18 protein-coding genes are annotated in these 19,963 nt (G+C 31.6%); all 18 read left to right on the top strand.

The window, feature by feature from the left end; all coding sequences use genetic code 11:
• The first annotated feature begins 6 nt into the window (after nt 1-6).
• The 18 genes from gmd (at nt 7) to ABVM53_RS10760 (ending at nt 19,960) form a co-directional block, all read left to right on the top strand.
• Nucleotides 7-1,119 carry a GDP-mannose 4,6-dehydratase gene (gene gmd / locus ABVM53_RS10675; RefSeq protein ID WP_405325898.1) on the top strand — a complete coding sequence of 371 codons (1,113 nt, stop codon included), beginning with the start codon at nt 7-9 and terminating at the stop codon, nt 1,117-1,119.
• An 80-nt stretch (nt 1,120-1,199) separates the two neighbouring features.
• Complete coding sequence (locus ABVM53_RS10680) at nt 1,200-2,312, top strand: GDP-L-fucose synthase family protein (RefSeq protein ID WP_405330861.1); 1,113 nt, start codon at nt 1,200-1,202, stop codon at nt 2,310-2,312.
• Between the two features lie 174 nt (nt 2,313-2,486).
• Complete coding sequence (rfbB, locus tag ABVM53_RS10685; protein WP_405325901.1) at nt 2,487-3,533, top strand: dTDP-glucose 4,6-dehydratase; 1,047 nt, start codon at nt 2,487-2,489, stop codon at nt 3,531-3,533.
• A gap of 54 nt (nt 3,534-3,587) precedes the next feature.
• Nucleotides 3,588-4,460 (top strand): glucose-1-phosphate thymidylyltransferase RfbA, encoded by an 873-nt coding sequence (rfbA, locus tag ABVM53_RS10690; RefSeq protein ID WP_405325903.1) that lies wholly within the window; start codon nt 3,588-3,590, stop codon nt 4,458-4,460.
• A gap of 14 nt (nt 4,461-4,474) precedes the next feature.
• Nucleotides 4,475-6,367, top strand: coding sequence for a DCC1-like thiol-disulfide oxidoreductase family protein (locus tag ABVM53_RS10695; protein ID WP_405325905.1), 1,893 nt, complete (start codon nt 4,475-4,477; stop codon nt 6,365-6,367).
• On the top strand, nt 6,368-7,219 hold the full coding sequence (locus ABVM53_RS10700) for an NAD-dependent epimerase/dehydratase family protein (protein ID WP_405325907.1): 852 nt from the start codon (nt 6,368-6,370) through the stop codon (nt 7,217-7,219).
• Entirely contained in the window at nt 7,198-8,169 is a 972-nt protein-coding gene (locus ABVM53_RS10705) for an ATP-grasp domain-containing protein (protein ID WP_405325909.1), read from the top strand. The genes ABVM53_RS10700 and ABVM53_RS10705 overlap by 22 nt, the downstream gene beginning before the upstream one ends.
• 1 nt (nt 8,170) lies before the next feature.
• Nucleotides 8,171-8,806 (top strand): HAD family hydrolase, encoded by a 636-nt coding sequence (locus tag ABVM53_RS10710; RefSeq protein WP_405325911.1) that lies wholly within the window; start codon nt 8,171-8,173, stop codon nt 8,804-8,806.
• Nucleotides 8,806-9,438 carry an acetyltransferase gene (locus tag ABVM53_RS10715; RefSeq protein WP_405325913.1) on the top strand — a complete coding sequence of 211 codons (633 nt, stop codon included), beginning with the start codon at nt 8,806-8,808 and terminating at the stop codon, nt 9,436-9,438. Before ABVM53_RS10710 ends, ABVM53_RS10715 begins: the two co-directional genes overlap by 1 nt.
• A gap of 3 nt (nt 9,439-9,441) precedes the next feature.
• Nucleotides 9,442-10,578 (top strand): acyltransferase family protein, encoded by a 1,137-nt coding sequence (locus tag ABVM53_RS10720; RefSeq protein ID WP_405330862.1) that lies wholly within the window; start codon nt 9,442-9,444, stop codon nt 10,576-10,578.
• Nucleotides 10,575-11,711 carry a dTDP-4-amino-4,6-dideoxygalactose transaminase gene (gene rffA, locus ABVM53_RS10725; RefSeq protein ID WP_405325915.1) on the top strand — a complete coding sequence of 379 codons (1,137 nt, stop codon included), beginning with the start codon at nt 10,575-10,577 and terminating at the stop codon, nt 11,709-11,711. Before ABVM53_RS10720 ends, rffA begins: the two co-directional genes overlap by 4 nt.
• A complete protein-coding gene (locus ABVM53_RS10730) occupies nt 11,701-12,924 on the top strand; it encodes a TDP-N-acetylfucosamine:lipid II N-acetylfucosaminyltransferase (RefSeq protein ID WP_405325917.1) in 1,224 nt (407 codons plus the stop codon). Before rffA ends, ABVM53_RS10730 begins: the two co-directional genes overlap by 11 nt.
• A 3-nt stretch (nt 12,925-12,927) precedes the next feature.
• Nucleotides 12,928-14,727: an ABC transporter ATP-binding protein gene (locus ABVM53_RS10735; protein WP_405325919.1), complete on the top strand. Its 1,800-nt coding sequence runs from the start codon at nt 12,928-12,930 to the stop codon at nt 14,725-14,727.
• A gap of 62 nt (nt 14,728-14,789) precedes the next feature.
• Nucleotides 14,790-15,674 carry a glycosyltransferase family 2 protein gene (locus tag ABVM53_RS10740; protein WP_405325921.1) on the top strand — a complete coding sequence of 295 codons (885 nt, stop codon included), beginning with the start codon at nt 14,790-14,792 and terminating at the stop codon, nt 15,672-15,674.
• Nucleotides 15,675-15,686: 12 nt separating this feature from the next.
• Entirely contained in the window at nt 15,687-16,811 is a 1,125-nt protein-coding gene (locus tag ABVM53_RS10745) for a glycosyltransferase family 4 protein (protein WP_405325923.1), read from the top strand.
• 53 nt (nt 16,812-16,864) lie between these two features.
• Nucleotides 16,865-17,776, top strand: coding sequence for a glycosyltransferase family 2 protein (locus ABVM53_RS10750; protein WP_405325925.1), 912 nt, complete (start codon nt 16,865-16,867; stop codon nt 17,774-17,776).
• 39 nt (nt 17,777-17,815) lie between these two features.
• Nucleotides 17,816-18,919 (top strand): hypothetical protein, encoded by a 1,104-nt coding sequence (locus tag ABVM53_RS10755; protein ID WP_405325927.1) that lies wholly within the window; start codon nt 17,816-17,818, stop codon nt 18,917-18,919.
• A gap of 36 nt (nt 18,920-18,955) precedes the next feature.
• Nucleotides 18,956-19,960: a polysaccharide pyruvyl transferase family protein gene (locus ABVM53_RS10760; protein ID WP_405325929.1), complete on the top strand. Its 1,005-nt coding sequence runs from the start codon at nt 18,956-18,958 to the stop codon at nt 19,958-19,960.
• Nucleotides 19,961-19,963: the final 3 nt, after the last annotated feature.

The raw sequence follows: 19,963 nt of genomic DNA on the forward strand, positions 1-19,963 counted from the left end.
TCTATTATGAAAGTAGCATTAATTACCGGTGTAACCGGGCAGGACGGAGCTTATCTAAGCGAGTTTTTATTAAAAAAGGGATATCAAGTACATGGGTTAAAGCGAAGATCTTCGCTGTTTAATACAGATCGTGTAGATCATTTGTATCAAGACCCACACGTAGAACACCGTAATTTTATATTGCATTATGGTGATATGACCGATAGTACGAATTTAATTCGTCTGATTCAGGAAATTCAGCCTGATGAGATTTACAATCTGGCGGCGATGAGTCACGTTCAGGTTTCTTTTGAAGTACCAGAATACACCGGTAATGCAGATGGTTTAGGTACATTGCGTATCTTAGATGCAGTACGTTTGTTAGGTTTAAGTGAAAAAACACGTATTTATCAAGCCTCTACTTCAGAATTGTATGGTAAAGTACAGGAGGTTCCACAGACGGAAACCACTCCCTTTTATCCAAGGTCTCCGTATGCCGTAGCAAAAATGTACGCGTATTGGATTACGGTAAATTACCGCGAAGCTTATGGTATGTATGCGTGTAATGGTATTTTATTCAATCACGAATCTCCTATACGTGGGGAAACTTTTGTTACCCGTAAAATTACCCGTGCGGCATCGCGTATCGCTTTAGGACTTCAGGATAAAATCTTCTTGGGTAATCTGGATGCTAAGAGAGACTGGGGACATGCTAAAGATTATGTGCGTATGATGTGGATGATCTTACAGGCAGACGAGGCAGAAGATTGGGTTATTGCCACGAATAAGACCACACCGGTACGTGATTTTGTGCGTATGGCTTTTGGACACGCCGGTATTGAATTGGAGTTTAAAGGAGAAGGAGTTGATGAAAAAGGCTATGTAAAAGCATGTACTAATCGGGAGTATCAACTGGAAATCGGTAAAGAAGTACTTGCAGTTGATCCTAAATATTTTAGACCTACAGAAGTAGATTTATTAATTGGAGATGCAACCAAAGCAAAAGAAAAGCTAGGATGGGTACCGGAGTATACACTTCTGGACTTAGTGGAAGACATGATGAAGAGCGATTTGAGCTTAATGAAAAAAGATCAATATCTAAAGGATGGCGGTTATAAAATTCTAAATTACTTCGAATAATATTGAAGAACCCACCATCACTAATCACTCTCATGGGAGTAGAAGATTATTGATGCAATTTCTATTACATTTTGAATTTGATGCAAAAAAAGTCTAAAATATATGTGGCCGGACACCGCGGTTTGGTGGGTTCGGCGATTGTGAAAAATCTGGAGTTAAGAGGCTATACGAATCTGGTTTTTAGAACCAGCAGTGAGCTTGACTTAAGAGATTCCAATCAGGTTGCTGGTTTTTTTCAAGCAGAACAACCAGAGTATGTATTTCTTGCTGCTGCTAAAGTGGGTGGTATTGTAGCCAACAATACCTATCGTGCTGATTTTATTTATGAAAATCTAATGATTCAGAATAATGTAATTCATCAGGCTTATAAAGCGGGAGTTCAAAAGCTTTTGTTTTTAGGCAGTACGTGTATTTATCCGAAGAATTGTCCCCAACCAATGAAAGAAGATTATTTGTTGACGGATATCTTAGAGTATACCAACGAACCTTATGCGATTGCGAAAATTGCAGGTATTAAAATGTGTGAAAGCTATAATTTGCAATACGGTACGAATTTTATTTCGGTGATGCCAACCAACCTGTATGGGCCAAACGATAATTTTGATCTGGAGAAATCGCATGTACTTCCAGCTTTAATCCGGAAAATGCATTTGGGTAAAGCCCTCGAAAATAACAATTGGGATGCTCTTCGAAAAGACTTGAATAGACTTCCTATTGAAGGAGTAGATGGTACCGCATCAGAAGATGCTATACTTACTATTTTAGGCAACTACGGTATTCGTAACTCCTCACCATTAGGGGGAGGTCAGGAGGGGGATTCCGTACAGGTAGAAATCTGGGGAAGCGGCAAACCCATGCGGGAGTTTTTATGGAGTGAGGATATGGCTGATGCCTGTGTCTTTATTATGGAAAGCCGGGATTTTAAGGATGTCGTACCAACCGGCGCCGAGGTTCGAAATACGCATATCAACATCGGAACCGGAGAAGACCTTTCTATTAAAGACCTGGCAAGGCTAATACAAACCAGCGTAGGTTTTAAGGGGCAACTTTATTTTAATGCCGATAAGCCTGATGGTACCATGAAAAAATTAACCGATGTTTCCAAATTAACCGCTTTGGGATGGGGTTATAATGTAAAATTACAGGACGGAATTACTGAACTGTACCGATGGTATACCACCCAAATTATCTAATGGTTAGACTGGAGATCGTAGATGCTTTCCATTAATTTGCTACTCGTCTACAAGGTTTTGATATCAATATTTTAAATTAGATAGTAGCCGATTTTCAATCAATACTTAGAATATTTTTTAAGACCACCTTTTCTAAAATGTTATCTACAGGTATACAATATATAACTTACTAAAATGAAATTATTAATAACGGGAGGAGCAGGATTTATAGGTTCTCATGTAGTACGTAGATTCGTTATCAATTATCCAAATTATCAAATTTATAATTTAGATGCCCTAACCTACGCTGGTAATCTTGAAAATATTAAAGATGTTGAGAGTAGGCCAAATTATAAATTTATAAAAGGTGATATTACAGATTTTAATTTTATTGATACCCTTTTTAGTAGGGAGCAATTTGATGGCGTCATACATTTAGCAGCAGAATCTCATGTAGACCGATCTATTAAAGATCCATTATCATTTGTCAAGACGAATGTAATCGGAACAATGAATCTATTAAATTCAGCAAAAGATATATGGAAGAATAATTTTAATGGGAAAAAATTTTATCATATTAGTACAGATGAAGTATATGGTTCACTAGGTGATAAAGGTTTATTCACTGAAGAAACACCTTATGAGCCTAATTCTCCATATTCAGCATCTAAAGCTAGCTCAGATCATTTTGTAAGAGCTTATGGCGAGACCTACGATTTACCCTATGTTATTACGAATTGTTCAAATAATTACGGGCCTAATCATTTTCCCGAGAAACTAATTCCTTTATTTATAAATAATATAATTAACAATAAAGCACTTCCCGTTTATGGAGATGGAAATTATACACGAGATTGGCTATTTGTTTTAGATCATGCAAGAGCTATTGATCTTGTTTTTCATAAAGGAAGAAATTCACAAACCTATAATATAGGTGGATTCAATGAGTGGAAAAATATAGATCTGGTTAAACTACTTTGTAAATTAATGGATGAGAAATTAGACCGTAAACCGGGAACTTCTGAAAAATTAATAACCTATGTTAGAGATAGACCGGGCCATGATTTGCGTTATGCTATTGATGCTTCGAAGATTAATAAAGAATTGGGATGGGAGCCATCTGTTAATTTTGAAGAAGGGCTTATTAAAACTATAAATTGGTATTTTGATAATAAAGATTGGCTTAGAAATGTGACAACAGGGTCATATCAAGAATATTATAGTAATCAATATGAGAGTTAATAAAATTCTAGTTGTTTGTCTTATAATTTTAAACGTTACTAATACAATATATTTATGAAAGGAATAATTCTAGCAGGTGGATCAGGAACACGTTTACATCCACTTACATTAGCGGTTAGTAAGCAACTTCTAGCTGTTTATGATAAGCCGATGATTTATTATCCTTTGTCTGTGTTGATGCTTGCGGGGATAAAAGAAATTTTAATTATTTCGACTCCTTACGACTTGCCTAGTTTTGAGCGTTTATTAGGTGATGGTAGTAATTTTGGTATATCCTTAAAATATAAAGAGCAACCAAGCCCAGATGGTTTAGCTCAGGCTTTTTTAATTGGTGAAGAGTTTATAGGTGATGATGATGTCTGTCTTGTGTTAGGAGATAACATATTTTATGGCTCTGGACTTCAAAAACTACTTTTTGAATCGATTAACACGGTTAGAGAAGAAAAAAAAGCTGTAATATTTGGCAATTATGTTAACGATCCGGAAAGGTATGGAGTAGCAGAATTTGATACTCAAAAAAATGTTATAAGTATTGAAGAAAAGCCAATTAATCCGAAGTCAAATTTTGCTGTGGTAGGTTTGTATTTCTACCCAAATACAGTCATTGATATAGCAAAAAAAATTGAACCATCAGAAAGAGGAGAACTTGAAATTACTACAGTTAATCAAGTTTATTTAGATAAACATGAGTTGAAAATGCAAATATTAAGCAGAGGATTTGCTTGGCTTGATACAGGTACGCACGATGCACTGGCAGAAGCTACGGAGTTTGTCAAAGCCGTAGAAAAGAGAACAGGTCTTAAAATTGCATGTCTTGAAGAGATTGCTTATCGTATGTCCTTAATCTCTAAGGAGGAACTACTTAGTTCTATTGCGGGAAAAAAAGGGAACTACTATGAGTATCTTGATTTAATAATTAAAGACTAACCACACTGCGTCTAATGAAACGAATATTCAGTAGTTTAGAAAAAAGTTACCTAAAAAAAATTGACGGTAAGGGCTTGGCTATCTTTAGAATTGTTTTTTCACTTGTATTTCTTGGAGAAGTACTTCAACTTAATTACTTCAGGCATTTAATCTTTGATGAGATACCATACATTGAAACTTTTGAAATATCAATGTGGCCTGCTTTTTTGTTCTGGATAATAGCCATCATATTTGTGATTTTCGGTTTATTTACCAGAGTAGCAGCGATTATAAATTATATACTTACTGTAATCGTTTTAGGTACTATTACTTCCTTTGAATATCACATGTTTTATACCTACCTCATTGTAAACTTTCTATTTATATTTTTACCGATATCCAGAAATTTTTCGTTAGATAGACTCCGACTTAAACTAAAATATTCAAATACAAAATTTAGGTACAATCCTCCTACTGATGTATCCGCTGTTAATTATTTCATTTTAACAGGAATGAGTATAGGATTCGTTTATTTCGATTCTGTTTTTTTTAAATTATCTTCTAATATCTGGCTTCAAGGTTATGGTATTTGGTTGCCAGCATCAATTCCACAAGCAATATATTTAAATTTGACCCCATTACTAAATATTAAATATTTAACAATATTCCTTAGTTGGTTAACTCTAGCTTTTGAAGCGATTTTTATATTTATATTTTTCTTTAAGAGTTTTCGAACCCCCTTAATTATTATAGGTGTAGGATTACATTTAGGAATTTTAATAGCTTTTCCCATACCTTTCTTTGCATTAGGCGTCATTAGTATTTATATACTACTTGTACCAGTAGGTATGTGGGAGAAATTATTTTCTAAAAAAAATATCAAAAAAGCATATGTTAAATTTTATTATGATGCAGAATGCCCTTTGTGTAACCGGACTCGAATAGTATTAAATCATCTTGATGTAAATAATAAAATTTTATTTCTTACTGTGCAGGCTAACGCAGAGGATGAGGGTGCCCTAGATGGTATTGATGAACAATCCCTTTTAAATGATATTTACAGTGTAGATCATAAAAACAAAGTTTATAGGGGTATAGATACCTACATAAGAGTTTTTAAAGCAATATGGTTTTTTAAACCATTATCTTGGTTTTTATCTGTACCAGGTATTTATCATATTGGTAAAAAAGTATATGGGTATGTAGCTTTAAACAGAAATACAGAACGCTGTACAGAAGAAAGCTGCGGCTACGAATTACCCGTATTGCCCCCAAGAGAAGAAGAAATGAAAATCCTTACAAACTTTACTCTACAGGATTTAAAAATCAGAATACTTTTCATTGGTTTATTAATTTTAGTATTAATGCAGGTAATTGTAACCTATAATTCTCCATTATTAAAAAATGCTAAAAATTTTTCTGGTATTTCTAATTTCAAAATAATTAATACAATAGACTTTTATGCGCGAGAGTTACATCGAGATATTAGTAAACCTTTCTTTGGGATAACACATCATGGGGTATTTGTGGATTCTCATTTCGAAAATTATAATCACGCTATAGGTGTTGTATATATTAATAATGAAAAAGAAGTTTGGCTTCCCATTACTAATAATGATGGGTCTCCTGGACCATATATGTATGGTGAGATTTGGGCTAAATGGACTTTCAGATCCAATGCGCCTGAAATAGATCAAGAGGTATTAGCTGCGAGTGTGCGCGATTTTACTGCTTTTTGGGCTCATAAAAATAATGTAGACCTTAATGATGCAGTTTTTAAGATTAAAGTTAAAAAAACGGATGTGCCTAAAAGTTGGGAAAAAGATTTTTTGAATAAGCAATTAAATCATCCTTGGCTAGACGGTGGCGAGGTTTATTGGAAAAATAAAAAGTTTGAATCTGATATCGTACAAATAGAATCTTTATAAGTGATTAAGAAGACATTATTAATTACCGGGATACATGGTTTTTTAGGTAATAGGATAAAAGAAATTCTTAATGACCGTTATTCTTTACTTGGTCTTTCATCACAGAAATCTACTATTGGAGAAGTTCCTGTATATGGGTCTGATGATTTAGAAGAAATACCATTACAGCCAGATTTTATAATTATGTGTCACGCTGCAGTTGCATCAGGAAATAAGATCTTAAAAAATAAGCAACTCTTTAATGTTAATGTAGATGTTACAGAGCGTATTTTAAAAAAATTTAAGCATTCTAAAATTATTTATATTTCAACTGCATCTATTTATAATCCAGATGTAACGTTGATATCTGAAACAAGTCCTGATTTACCTTCTAACTCTTATGCTATGTCTAAATACTGGGCGGAAATTCTGGTTAAAAACATTGATAGATCGGTAATTGTGAGACTATCTTCACTATATGGAATTTCAATGAAAGAAAATACAATAATCCCAACTTATGTTAGTCAGGCACTAGCATCAAATAAAATTGAAGTATGGGGTGAGGGTAAAAGAAAGCAGAATTATATTTTTGTTGATGATACTTGCCTCCTGATCGAAAAGTGTATTTTAAATTTTGAAAAGGTAGTGAATAAAACATTGCTTGCTGTTCACAACCGGGAATACTCTAATTTAGAATTAGCACAAATAATTGCGGGTAAAACAAATGCAGTTATAAAATATACAAACACAGATTTCTCAAAATCTCTATTATATAATAACATAATTACACAATCTCTTATTAATTGGCATCCTAAAGCAAACTTACAGGAAGAGGTTGGAAACTATATTGAATGGAAAAAAAAACAATTTTAGTAACCGGCATTGGTGGTAATGTAGGTCAGGGTATATTACGTAATATAAATTCCTTAAATTTAAATTTACGACTGATAGGTATAGATATTGAAAGCTTTACTTCCGGTAATCATTTATGCGATGCAACCTATAAAGTCCCTTATTCATATGATGTCGACTATATTCCTTCATTAATAAAAATTATAAATGAAGAAAGCATTGACCTAATTATCCCTTCTACAGACTACGAAATTTATTATTTATCCTTTAATAGAGCTCTTTTGAATGTAACAGTTGTGGCAAGCGATGCCGTAATTGCTAAAACCTTTTTAGATAAATATGCAACCTTTATTTACTTATCTGAAAATAATATACCTTTTGCAAAATCTTGGTTGACCGGGGATTATGATTTTTCAGAAAAAGATATTATAGCAAAACCTAAAGAAGGTCGTGGCTCCAGAGGTCTATTGATAAACCCTGAAAACCCTAATGATTTACCTGAAGGTTATATGATACAACCTTTACATAAAGGTTTAGAAATTACTACCGCAGTATATGTAACCAAAGATAATAAACTGCACGGTTTATTTACTATGCAACGTAAACTTACAAATGGTACCACTACAGAGTCTATAGTAGTTTTTGATTATGACAACCAGTTGCGTGAAATTGCTCAAAATATGATTAATCTAGGAGGGTTGAAAGGTAGTTTTAATATACAAAGTATTGTTACAGATACTGGAGATATTATACCCTTTGAGATTAATTGCAGAATATCAGGAACGAACTCTATCAGACATAATTTAGGTTTCCAAGATGTTAAGTATGCGTTACAAGAATACTTATTAAATGAGAAGCCAGATGCACCAAAACCAATAAAGGGTATTGCGTGTAGAATATTAATGGACGTCATATATCCTGAAGCAGTGGATTATCAAGGTGCTCAAAAAACTAATTTTAAAATATTTTGATATGATAAAATATGTTTTTTTTGATGTTTCGGGTACATTATTAGGAAAGCCAAGTTTATTTAGTGAAATCGAAAAAGCATTAAACGCACATGGGCACTTTATATCGCCAGAAGATTTAAAGTTTAAACATAAAATGCTGTCTGAAATAATTCATTTTCCAGATCGGACAGATGAACAATTTTATAACAAATTTAATTCTGACTTGTTATATCTTCTTGGTATTGTGCCAGAAACTAAAATACTTACGTCAATTTTTAAAAATTGCACTTATTTACCTTGGGAAAGGTTTGAAGATACAGATGCTTTGAGAGATTTTACTTTACCTATTGGAATTATCTCAAATTTCAACACAACATTAAAAGATAAAATACAAGAGTTTTTCGGATCTATTTTTTCTGATGTTTTTGTATCTGAAGAATTGGGTGTAGCAAAGCCTAATACTGAATTTTATGAGAGAGCTCTAGAACGTCTATCTTTCAGACCTAATGAAATTCTTTATGTTGGAGATTCTATTAAACTTGATTTAGAACCTGCTCAGAAGTTAGGTATTAAAACTCTAATTATAGATCGTGATAATTTTTATCCCCATCTTAATAGTAGAATTTCGAGTTTACGCAATCTAAAAGATTTCATATAATGTATAAAACACTTGCTATTTTAGGAGCTGGTCATTTAGGACAACAATTTGCAAATTATGCAATTGCAGATAATCATTATGAGAATGTTGTTTTTTTTGATGATTATACACTAGATATTCAGCGTGATGGTTATTCCATTCTAGGAGGGGTTGATGATATTGAACGGTATTATAGGGAAGGTTATTTCCATGAGCTTTTAATAGGAATAGGGTATAAACATTTGAAAAAAAAAAAGGAGCTTTACGAGCATTTTCTAAATATTATTCCCTTTGGTAAAATCATACATTCGACAGCTTGGGTAGATGCAACAGCACACATAGCTCAAGGAACGGTTATATATCCCGGTTGTTTTATAGATGCTCATGCGGAGGTCTTAGATAACACAGTATTAAATATAGGTTGTACAGTCGCTCATGATACTATAGTAGGGAAGCATTGTTTTTTATCACCTCGTGCAGCATTAGCTGGTTTTATACAAATTGAGGAGTTGTGTATTGTAGGAATTAATGCAACTCTTATAGATAATTTGAAAATAGCCAGTAATACGCAAATAGGAGGTGGTTGTGTTGTTATTTCAGACATCGTAAAGTCTGGTCTTTATGTAGGCAATCCTTTTAGATTTGTTAAATAAATGATGAAGGATAAAAAGTTTTTTTTTAAAGGATTAAATGAATTACGTGCCTTAGCAGCTTGTTTTGTAATATTTCATCATATAGAATTATTTAAATTTAGAGAAGGAATCTCAAGTATTTATAATCTCAATTACTTTACCTACTTTATTGACCACTTAGGTAAAAACGGAGTCTATCTTTTTTTTGTTTTAAGTGGGTTTTTAATAACTTTCTTATTACTTCAAGAGAAAAGTAAATATGATACTATCCTTCTAAAAAAGTTTTTTTTTAGGAGGATGTTTAGAATTTGGCCATTATATTATTTAATTATTTTTGTTTCTTTTGTTATTATACCTTTGATTACTAAGGAATTTAATATATTCGAAAATACTCAGAGTTATTATTTAAAAATCACCAACCCATATAATTATTCATTCAGTTCAGTTATTTATTATGTTTTATTTTTACCTAATATAGCACTTTACTATTTTAAAATTTATTTAGTTGGAGCTTCGCAATCCTGGTCGGTAGGTGTAGAGGAGCAATTTTATGTCATTTGGCCTTTTATATTATTATTGTTCAGCTCCAAAAAAAGTATTTATGTTTTTATAAGTATTGCTTTTTTATTTATAACTACAACATACTTGCATATACCCTACATATCATTAATTACAAAGTTGATACCATTTGAGTATATGGCAATTGGGGGTATCGGCGGATATTTATACTATTATTATTCGGAAAAAATTAAATTTTATACACAATCAAAATATTTTTATTTATTAAATCTATTATTGATTTTTCTTTTTCTTTTTTTTAAACTATTCCCGGGTTATCTTCAAAACATAGGGCTAAGCATACTTTTTTTAACATTAATTCTTATTACGATAAACGATACAAATAAACTTGTTTTTAGAAATGATTATTTTTCGTTCTTAGGTAAAATATCTTATGGTATATACATGTACCATCCCTTTATAATGTTCTTAGTGTTTCCTGTTCTCATAGAATATATCGATCCAAATAAGAGTATAATATGGTTCAATATTTTAATATATATATTCATTTTCGGGCTAAGTTTTGGAATTAGTCATATATCATATAATTATTTTGAATCTTTTTTTATCAAGTTTAAAAACAAAAAATTCGGAACGTTATGAATTTAATACCCTTCAATAAACCTTTTTTTACAGGTAAAGAGACAACATATATTAAAGAGGCTGTCGCATCTGGTAAAATATCGGGAGATGGTATTTTCACAAAAAAATGCCATCATTTTTTTGAAGATCAATTAGGGTTTAAAAAAGTTTTACTTACGACATCGTGTACAGACGCATTGGAAATGGCAGCTATTTTAATAGATATTAAACCTGGAGACGAGGTTATTATGCCATCGTACACCTTTGTTTCTACAGCAAATGCTTTTGTACTAAGAGGTGCTAAAATTATTTTTGTAGACAGCAGGAGAGATCATCCGGGTTTAGATGAAGATAAATTAGAATCTTTAATTACCGAAAGAACTAAAGCTATAATTCCTGTTCATTATGCAGGCGTAGCTTGTGATATGAATAAGATAATGAATATCGCGGCTAAATATAGTCTATTTGTAATAGAAGATGCGGCTCAGGCTATTGATGGATATTATGAAGATAAACCTATAGGCAGTTTTGGACATATGGCTGCTTTTTCTTTTCATGAAACTAAAAACATTATTTCAGGTGAGGGGGGAATGCTGGTAATAAATGACGAGCGCTTTGTAAAGCGTGCTGAAATTATTAGGGAAAAAGGAACAAACAGATCCGCATTTTTTAGAGGAGAAGTAGATAAATATGGCTGGGTTGATATGGGCAGCTCTTTTTTACCATCAGATATTATCGCTGCTTTTCTTTATGCGCAATTAGAGAATTTGACACTTATACAAAATAAAAGAAAAGCTATTTGGGAAATCTATGATGATGCCTTTAGAGGCTGTTTAGATATTAAATATGAGGTTCAATTACCTTTTATACCGGAGTTTACAACAAATAATGCACATATGTATTATCTCGTATTTAAAAATAAAAAAGAGCGTAAGGCAATGTTGAAACATCTTAAGGAGAAAGGTATATTAGCCGTTTTTCATTATTTGTCATTACACAAAAGCACATTTTATAAAGACATTTATGAGGGTAGTGCGATGAAATATTCAGATAATTATTCAGACTGTTTGATACGCTTACCTTTATTTCCAGAATTAGACATAACTCAACAAGATCATATAATAAGTTCTATAAAGAGTTTCTATGCAAACTAATAAATTGAAATTTATACATATTGCCGTAGATCAGAAATTTGTAAATAGTGTTCACCATCAGTTTGAAAATTCTTTCCCAGATCTTAGTGAATATATTGTTTTAGTTGAAAATTCTCAAAAACCATTGAAACATGTCACTTTTCAAAAAAAACTTAGAGTTGAAGCTTACAATAATTCAAATTTAGATAGAATAGCAAGGTCTATAAGTGTTGATGTCCTGGTTATTTTTCACGGATTATTTCATCAAAGTAGTATTCTAGTCAATAAAATTTCTAAAGACGTTAAACTTTATTGGATTTTCTATGGTTTTGAATTTTACAATAATCCTTATTTTATAAACAGGAAAGATATTTTAGGAAACTTGACTCTTGAAATTGATGAAAAAATTAAGGCTAGTAAAAGGTCTCTTAAAAATATTTTAAGAAAGAAGATTAAAAGAATTTTTAATAGAATTTGGTTTAATACTAATAATCAAAGTCTAGAGACTAAAAAGGCAATGGAACGCATTGATTATTTAGGTGTAACTTTTGAGGAGGATTTAGAACTTATAAAGTCTAAAATTAATAATGAAAAATTACAACATTTTATATTCTCTTTTTTTCCCATAGAAGAGATGGTTTCAGATGAATCCGATCAAATTTATGGAAATGATATTCTATTAGGTAATTCCTCTCATTACACAAATAATCATGCCGAAGCCTTTGATATTTTATCAAAGTTAGATTTAGATAATCATAAAGTCATAGTTCCTCTTAGTTACGGTGATAAATATTACGGTAAAGAAGTTGAAATTATTGGTGCGAATAAAATTGGTAATAACTTAATGATTATTAAGGATTTTATGCCACTAACAGAATATACTCAGTTTATAAAAAGATGTGGTTATGTAATTATGAATAACTATAGACAACAAGCTGTAGGTAATGTATTTGTAATGCTTTGGATGGGAGCTAAAGTATTTTTAGATGAACGCAATACTTTATATAAGTATTTAATTAGATCAGGTTCTATTGTTTTCTCCATAAGTAAAGATCTTGATCAAAAATCACTTTCAATGCCATTAACAGATGATGAAATCGAACATAATAGAAAAATTTTGATAGAGGAAATAGGGAGAAATAATTTGGCCACAAAACTGAAGATTTTTTTCTCAAAACAATTATATAGTTCTGAAAGTTCGAGTGATGTTAAAAAAGCTAACATATTTAATTGAAATATGAAGTATTTAAATAAGTTTTTAGTTAAGTATTTTACCACATTTATATATTTCTATAAAAAGTTAAAACATAGACTTTTTGTCCGCATATTTTTAAATATTAGTGTCGGAGCTTTAGATGGGTTCGGTTTGGTTATGTTTTTGCCATTGCTAGAAATGACTGGAGATCAATCACCTAACACTGGATCTAAGTCTCTAGGAAAGCTTGATTTCGTTGTAGAATTTATAGCTAATTTAGGTATCGCTTTCAGTTTGTTGAACATCTTAATAGTAATGACTACATTTTTTTTACTAAAAGGTATAGCATCGTATATAAATTCAATCTATGCTGTTCGGGTTAAAATGTATTTTATACGAACTATGCGAAATAATCTCTCCGATATGATAGCAAGCATGTCGTATAAGAAATTCGTTCTTTCTGATGCAGGTCGCATTAGTAATACTTTAATAGGGGAGGTGGCTCGTGTTTCACAATCTTATGAAACCTATTTTGGTGCCTTTCAACAATTTATTTTAACAATTGTCTATATGGGATTTGCTTTTACAATCAATCCCGAATTTGCACTACTTATAACCGTTGGAGGTTTAATTACAAATGTATTCTTCAGATCACTTTATAAGATAACTAAAAATTCTTCGTCAGAAATTACAGAGGGATCGCATTTTTATCAAAAACTAATAATACAGTTAATTTCAAATTTTAAATATTTAAAAGCTACTGGGCAGTTAGAAAACTACACTAAAAAGCTTAAGAAAACTATTTTTTATATAGAGCGACATAATCTTAAGATAGGTAAACTCTCATCTATAATAACTTCAGTACGTGAACCATTAATGATTATTGTAGTAAGTACCGTTATACTTATTCAAGTAAATCTTATGGGTGGCGAACTGGGTGCAATATTGATAAGTCTTTTGTTTTTTTATAAAGCGATGAATTCTTTAATGCAAATGCAAACTATTTATAATAAGTTTTTAGAAGTTTCTGGATCTCAAAATAGTATGACAAAATTTGAAATGGAGTTGGTTGAAGCATTTGAAATCGACGGCGTAAACGAAATACATAAATTTGAAAGCGCGATCGTTTTGCAGAACATTAAACTTTCTTATGATAGCAAAGTTGTACTTAATAAAATAAATCTAAAAATAAATAAATTAGAGACTGTTGCGTTTGTTGGGGAGAGTGGCAGCGGTAAAACAACCTTAGTAAATCTCATAGCGGGATTGATGCCTATAGATTCAGGAAGTATCTCAATAGATAATATTTCTTTTTCAGAATTGAATCGAAAGAGTTATCAGAAGCGAATTGGTTTTATTACACAAGAACCAGTAATATTTAATGATACGATATTTAATAACGTTACATTTTGGGATGAGTATAATGAAGATAATTTGCAACGTTTTAATAATGCCATAAAACAAGCATCTATATACGAGTTTGTAATGGGTTTAGAAGGTTTGGAAAATTCTACATTGGGTAATGAAGGGGTGAACTTGAGTGGAGGACAGCGCCAACGTATTTCAATCGCCCGAGAACTTTATAAGGATATAGATATTTTAATAATGGATGAAGCTACTTCCGCGTTAGATTCAGAAACCGAGAAAGCAATTCAACAAAGCATAGATAACTTAAAAGGGAAACTAACTATATTAATTGTGGCTCATCGTCTAGCGACTATTAAAAATGCGGATAAAATTGTTCTTTTAAATAAAGGTTCTATCGAAGATGTCAATAATTTTAAGGGGCTTCTACAGAGTTCTTTAAATTTTAAAAGAATGGCACAATTGCAGGAGGTGTAAATACTAACGTAAAACTTGAAGACATATATTCTTTACCTGCTCTCAGAAATAAATATTAAGTATTGATTGTATCTATTATAATACCTACCTATAACGATTGGGAACGTCTTTCTTTATGCATAAAAGCTTTAGAAAATCAGTCTTTTCCTTTTGCAGATTTCGAAATCATAGTTGTTAATAATGATCCGAATGACCTACCTCCATCAGTTTTTCAAATACCTAAAAATTGTGTTCTTATTTCCGAAGGTAAACCAGGATCTTATGCAGCTAGAAATGCAGCTTTAAAAATAGCAAAAGGGGAAATCATTGGATTTACCGACTCAGATTGTATACCGGATATAAACTGGATAAAAGCAGCTGTAAATTTTCTTAATAGTAATTTGAATGTCAAAAGACTTACAGGGCCAATAGAAATATTTAGTGAAAAAGAAAAACCTACTCTTATAGAATATCACGACTTTATTTATGCATTTCCCAAAGATCCTCTCTCAAAAAGCGGAACTTGTGTAACAGCTAATTTATTTACCTATAGAAAAGTATTTAATATTGTTGGAAATTTTAATTCGAATACTATGTCTGGAGGTGATATCGAATGGGGTATTAGATCAAGAGATTTAGGTCAGAAACTAGTTTTTACTGAAAAGGTAATTATTAATCATCCTGCGCGGGATACTTATACTGAATTATTTAAAAAAGCGAAACGTGTAGGTCTTGGACAATCGATATTTTTTTTTAAAAAAATAACTTTTATTCAAATTTTAAAATCTTTCGTAATGATAATTAGGCCAAAATTTTGGGAGTGGAATAAAATAAAAAACTATAAAACAAAAATTCCCTTAATGTATAAAATAGGAGTATTTATAATTCGTAATTTATATTTGGGCACAATGGATTTTTACAGGTCTTCAGCTTTATTAAAAATATATTTAAAATCTAAAGCATTTTAATTAAAAAAAATAATGAAAAAAAAGATCGCTTTTTTCTCTCCTATTAAATTTTCGAAAAAACTTGGTGCTACAAAGAATCGGATCGAGTTTGGGGATGCATTATCAAAATTAGGCTGGCAAACATTTTATATTGGACCGAAAGAGTTGGGTTTAACAAACGTAAACCTAACAAAAGAAAATTACTCTTTAAGTTTGAAGAGTTATTTAATAGAGAATGCTTATAAATTTACTGTCATATTATACGAATATGACAGCTTACCATTTGATAGAAATTTATTTCATTCTAAAACTTTATTTATCGCAAGGCCCGCTTTACTGAAAGAGCATAAAAAGGGAATTAAAATACCTATGGATTTCTTAGCGACGTTTAAGTCTTTTATAAATTCTAAGATATTAAGGAGAAATAAATCTACTTATAGTGAAAAGATAGCTTTCAAAAGTTTAAAAAATTCTGACTTAATTCAAGTCCAAAACACAAAAGATAAAGAGATACTCCAAAAAAAATTTCCACAAAAAAAAATTATTATTATACCTAACGGAATAGGTGACGATCGGTTTGATTTATTTCAAAATATTAATCCTAACTATAGTACACTTAGCACAACTCCCACGATTGCTTTCGTAGGTACTTTCGACTATCGTAAAGGTGCATTTGACTTTAAATACATAGTTGAAAGTATATCTAAAGCGTATCCCGGCGCGGTTTTCAAATTAATTGGAACTAAAGGTTTATTTCAAACTAAATCTCAAGTTCTAAATTATTTTCCTTCAAAAAATCGTAATAATATTAAAGTCGTTACAGAATTTGATCCTTTAGATTTACCTCAATTACTTTCCGATTGTCAGATGGGAATATTCCCATCATATTGGGAAAGTTTCGGTTTTGGTGCCTTGGAAATGATGTGTGCAGGTCTTCCTGTAGTTGCCTATTCGAGCGCAGGTCCTTGTGATTTTATTATTGAAGATTTATTGGTGAGTATAGGTGATAAAAAAAAATTAGTTCAAAAAGTATTAGAACTTTTAGCAGATAAGGCTTTATTAGTTCAATTTTCCCAAGAATCAATTGAGGTGTCTAAAAATTACCGGTGGATAGAGGTGGCCAAAAGTGCAGAAAAGCTCTATCTTAATAAATTATAGTTTATAAACTATATCAGTTCAAACTAAGAAAATCAATTTTTTAAATTAGACCTATGTCGATTACTGTTATCATACCCACATTTAATCGTTTAGAATATCTAAAAATTACATTAAATAGTTGTTATAGTCAAAGCCTATTACCAGATGCAATTATTGTAAGTGATGACTCAAAGGACGACGTTACAGAAAATTGGATTTTAAATGAAAAACTAAATTCTTCTGTACCGCTAAAATATATACATAATAAACCTGCATTAGGTCAGGGTGAAAATGTAGATAGTTTAATTAGAGCTGTAGATACAGATTTACTTCTCTTGATTCATGACGATGATTACTTGCTAACTGATGCTCTAGAAGATTTAAATTCAATACTTAAAGAGAACTCTAAAACAGATGTTGTTTTTGGTAAACAGTATTTAATAAATCAGAATGGGGTAATAAATAAGAGCGGTACTGAAAAATTGAATAAAACCTTTTCCCGAGATGAGAGCTATGAAGGGAAAGATTTAAATCCGTATTCTGTTCTTTTAAGACAACAACTTCCCAGTAATAGTTTTTTGATTAAAACAGAATTAGCTAAAAAAATTGGTTACGGAAAAAAAGAATTCGGAGGGAATGGTGTGGACTTTCATTTTTGCTATAAGCTTGCTATCAACGAAGTTAATTTTAAATTTGTTAATCGGTTTATATCCTATTACCGAGATTCTGCAGATGGGGTTTCTAAAACAACAGATTCAGCTTTTTATGCCTTTCAGCTGGTTGAAAAACTTAATTTTGATGCTGAATTTCTGAATACGTTAAGGAATGATTTTTTAAAGTATAAAGCAGCTATAGCCATTACACAGGCTCTTAATAATGGATTAAAAAAGGAAGCTTTATCAATCTATTTTTCGAGATACCACAGGAGGGAAATTTTAACATTGGGGGGATTAAAAAGACTTCAAAAATTAGTTATAAATGTTTAGAGGAGTTTATAATATCAAGTTTATTTCTGTACATCAATTTTGAATATCTCAGTATTATTTATATGTGGCTCTCTAGAACCGGGAAAGGACGGGGTTGGCGATTATACCCGTATTTTAGCCGCAGAACTACAAAAATTTGGGTGTACTACTCATATTGTTTCCCTCTATGATAAGGATGTTGACGTTCTAACTCAAGAGTGCCAATACTCTCAAAAAAGGGAGGTGGCTGTTTCGAGAGTACCTATAGAATTCAATTTACAATTGCGATATGCGCATTTATCTGGTATTGTAAAGAAGTTTAATCCCTGCTGGATAAGTTTGCAGTTTGTACCTTATTCATTTCATAAAAAAGGGATGCCTATTACTCTGGTCTATCATTTAAAGAAACTGCATGGAAACTTTCAATGGCATATTATGTTTCATGAGTTATGGGTAGGTACAAATCATGCATTAAGTTTTAAAAAAGCATTAATAAAAAAGATCCAAAAGGCTCTTGTTTTTAACTTGTTTAAAGTATTAAAACCCAGTCTCGCAACAACATCCAATACTTTTTATGCAGAATTATTGCAAAATTATGTTGTATCGGTATTGCCCCTGTTTAGTAATATAGGATTCATTAATGTTCCGGATTTAAAGGAAAAAGATAAGGTATTTAGAGTAATCCATTTTGGGAATTTTACAGGTGATTTGGTGGAGCTGGAAGGGCAACTGAATTTTGTCTGTAATATATCTTCTAAACATCAGATTAAAGAAGTAAAGATTTTGTGTGTAGGATCTGGTGGTGTCTATAAAGAACAATCTTTAGAGTTAATACGGTCACAATTTCAAAATTTTGAAATTGTGGATTTTGGCAGAACGTCTGAACACGAAATATCAAAATTATTACAGCTTTCTGATTTAGGAATTTCCAGAGCAGACCGGGATATGTTAGGGAAAAGCGGGTCAAGTATGGCAATGTTAGAGCACGGACTTCCAATTCTACTAAAAGGTGAACGCGTAGTCAATAAAAATGATTTAATTGATCAATACTTTTATGAACAGTTGCATTATTCAAAAGATATCCATCTTAAATTTAAAGCATTTGAAAAGCATCCCATGAGTGAAGTAATTGCTAGCATGTTTTATCAAAAACTACTAGGTTAAGATATATTAAAGCTAAATAAGATAAAAAGTTAAAAGATGAATTATTATATAGTAGAAGGAGAAATTCGTAATAATATAGGAGACGTCTTGCAGGGGATGGTTGCGGAACCCTTTTTGCCTGAACCTAAAAAAGCTGTTAACCGTGAGAATTTATCTTCTTTACCAAAAACTGAACCTGCTTTTATGATTGGTAATGGGTGGTATATGCATCATTTTGAAAGTTTTCCTCCTCCAAAAAATATTATACCCTTTTATTTATCAGTTCATATTGCAGATTCTGCTATGCTGCGAATAGAACGAATTAGAAATCACTTTAAAGAACATGCTCCTATTGGTTGCAGAGATCAAAAAACGCTTAAATTGTTTTTAGGTTGGGGAATACCAGCATATTATTCGGGCTGCCTTACCACTACCACGTGTGCAAGAAAAGCAATTAATAATTCAAATAACGGAGAGGTTCTTTTGGTAGATAACGTGGACCATCCTGTTCCTGATGCCGTTGTTGAAAAATTAGAGCAACTTACCAATTCAAAACTGATACGGGTGTCTCATGATCCTGAGCAGACAGAGGGTTCTTTTGAAGACTATGTAAAGGCGGGAAAAGATCAAATGGAAAGGTTATTGGAACGGTACTGTGATGCGAAACTTATATTTACAACGAAAATTCACTGCACGCTTCCCTGTTTAGGAATGGGTGCTAATGTGGTTTTAATTCATCCTAATCCTAATGATCCCAGACTTGAAACTGTAAACGAGTTTATGGAAACAGTCTCTTATGAGTCTATATTAAAGATGAGTTCATTTAAACGCCCTAAAGTTGATTATGTAAAGCTACAAGAGCGCCAGCATTTTCTAAAAAATATTGTTACCAAATCTGTAGAATTAAGGAAAAACAGCGTGCAGTTTGGTGAAACCTCTTATTTTCAAAATTTAAAGAGGAAAAGTGAGCGAAAAGCAAAATTATACAATCGAATGATGCTTCTCATGTTTAAATTAGGACTTAAAAGAAAAGATCTTCAACGTATCTACGGTCTAAAATAAAAC

This window comes from Leeuwenhoekiella sp. LLG6367-2.1 (assembly GCF_045055775.1).
Taxonomy (GTDB): Bacteria; Bacteroidota; Bacteroidia; order Flavobacteriales; family Flavobacteriaceae; genus Leeuwenhoekiella; species Leeuwenhoekiella aequorea.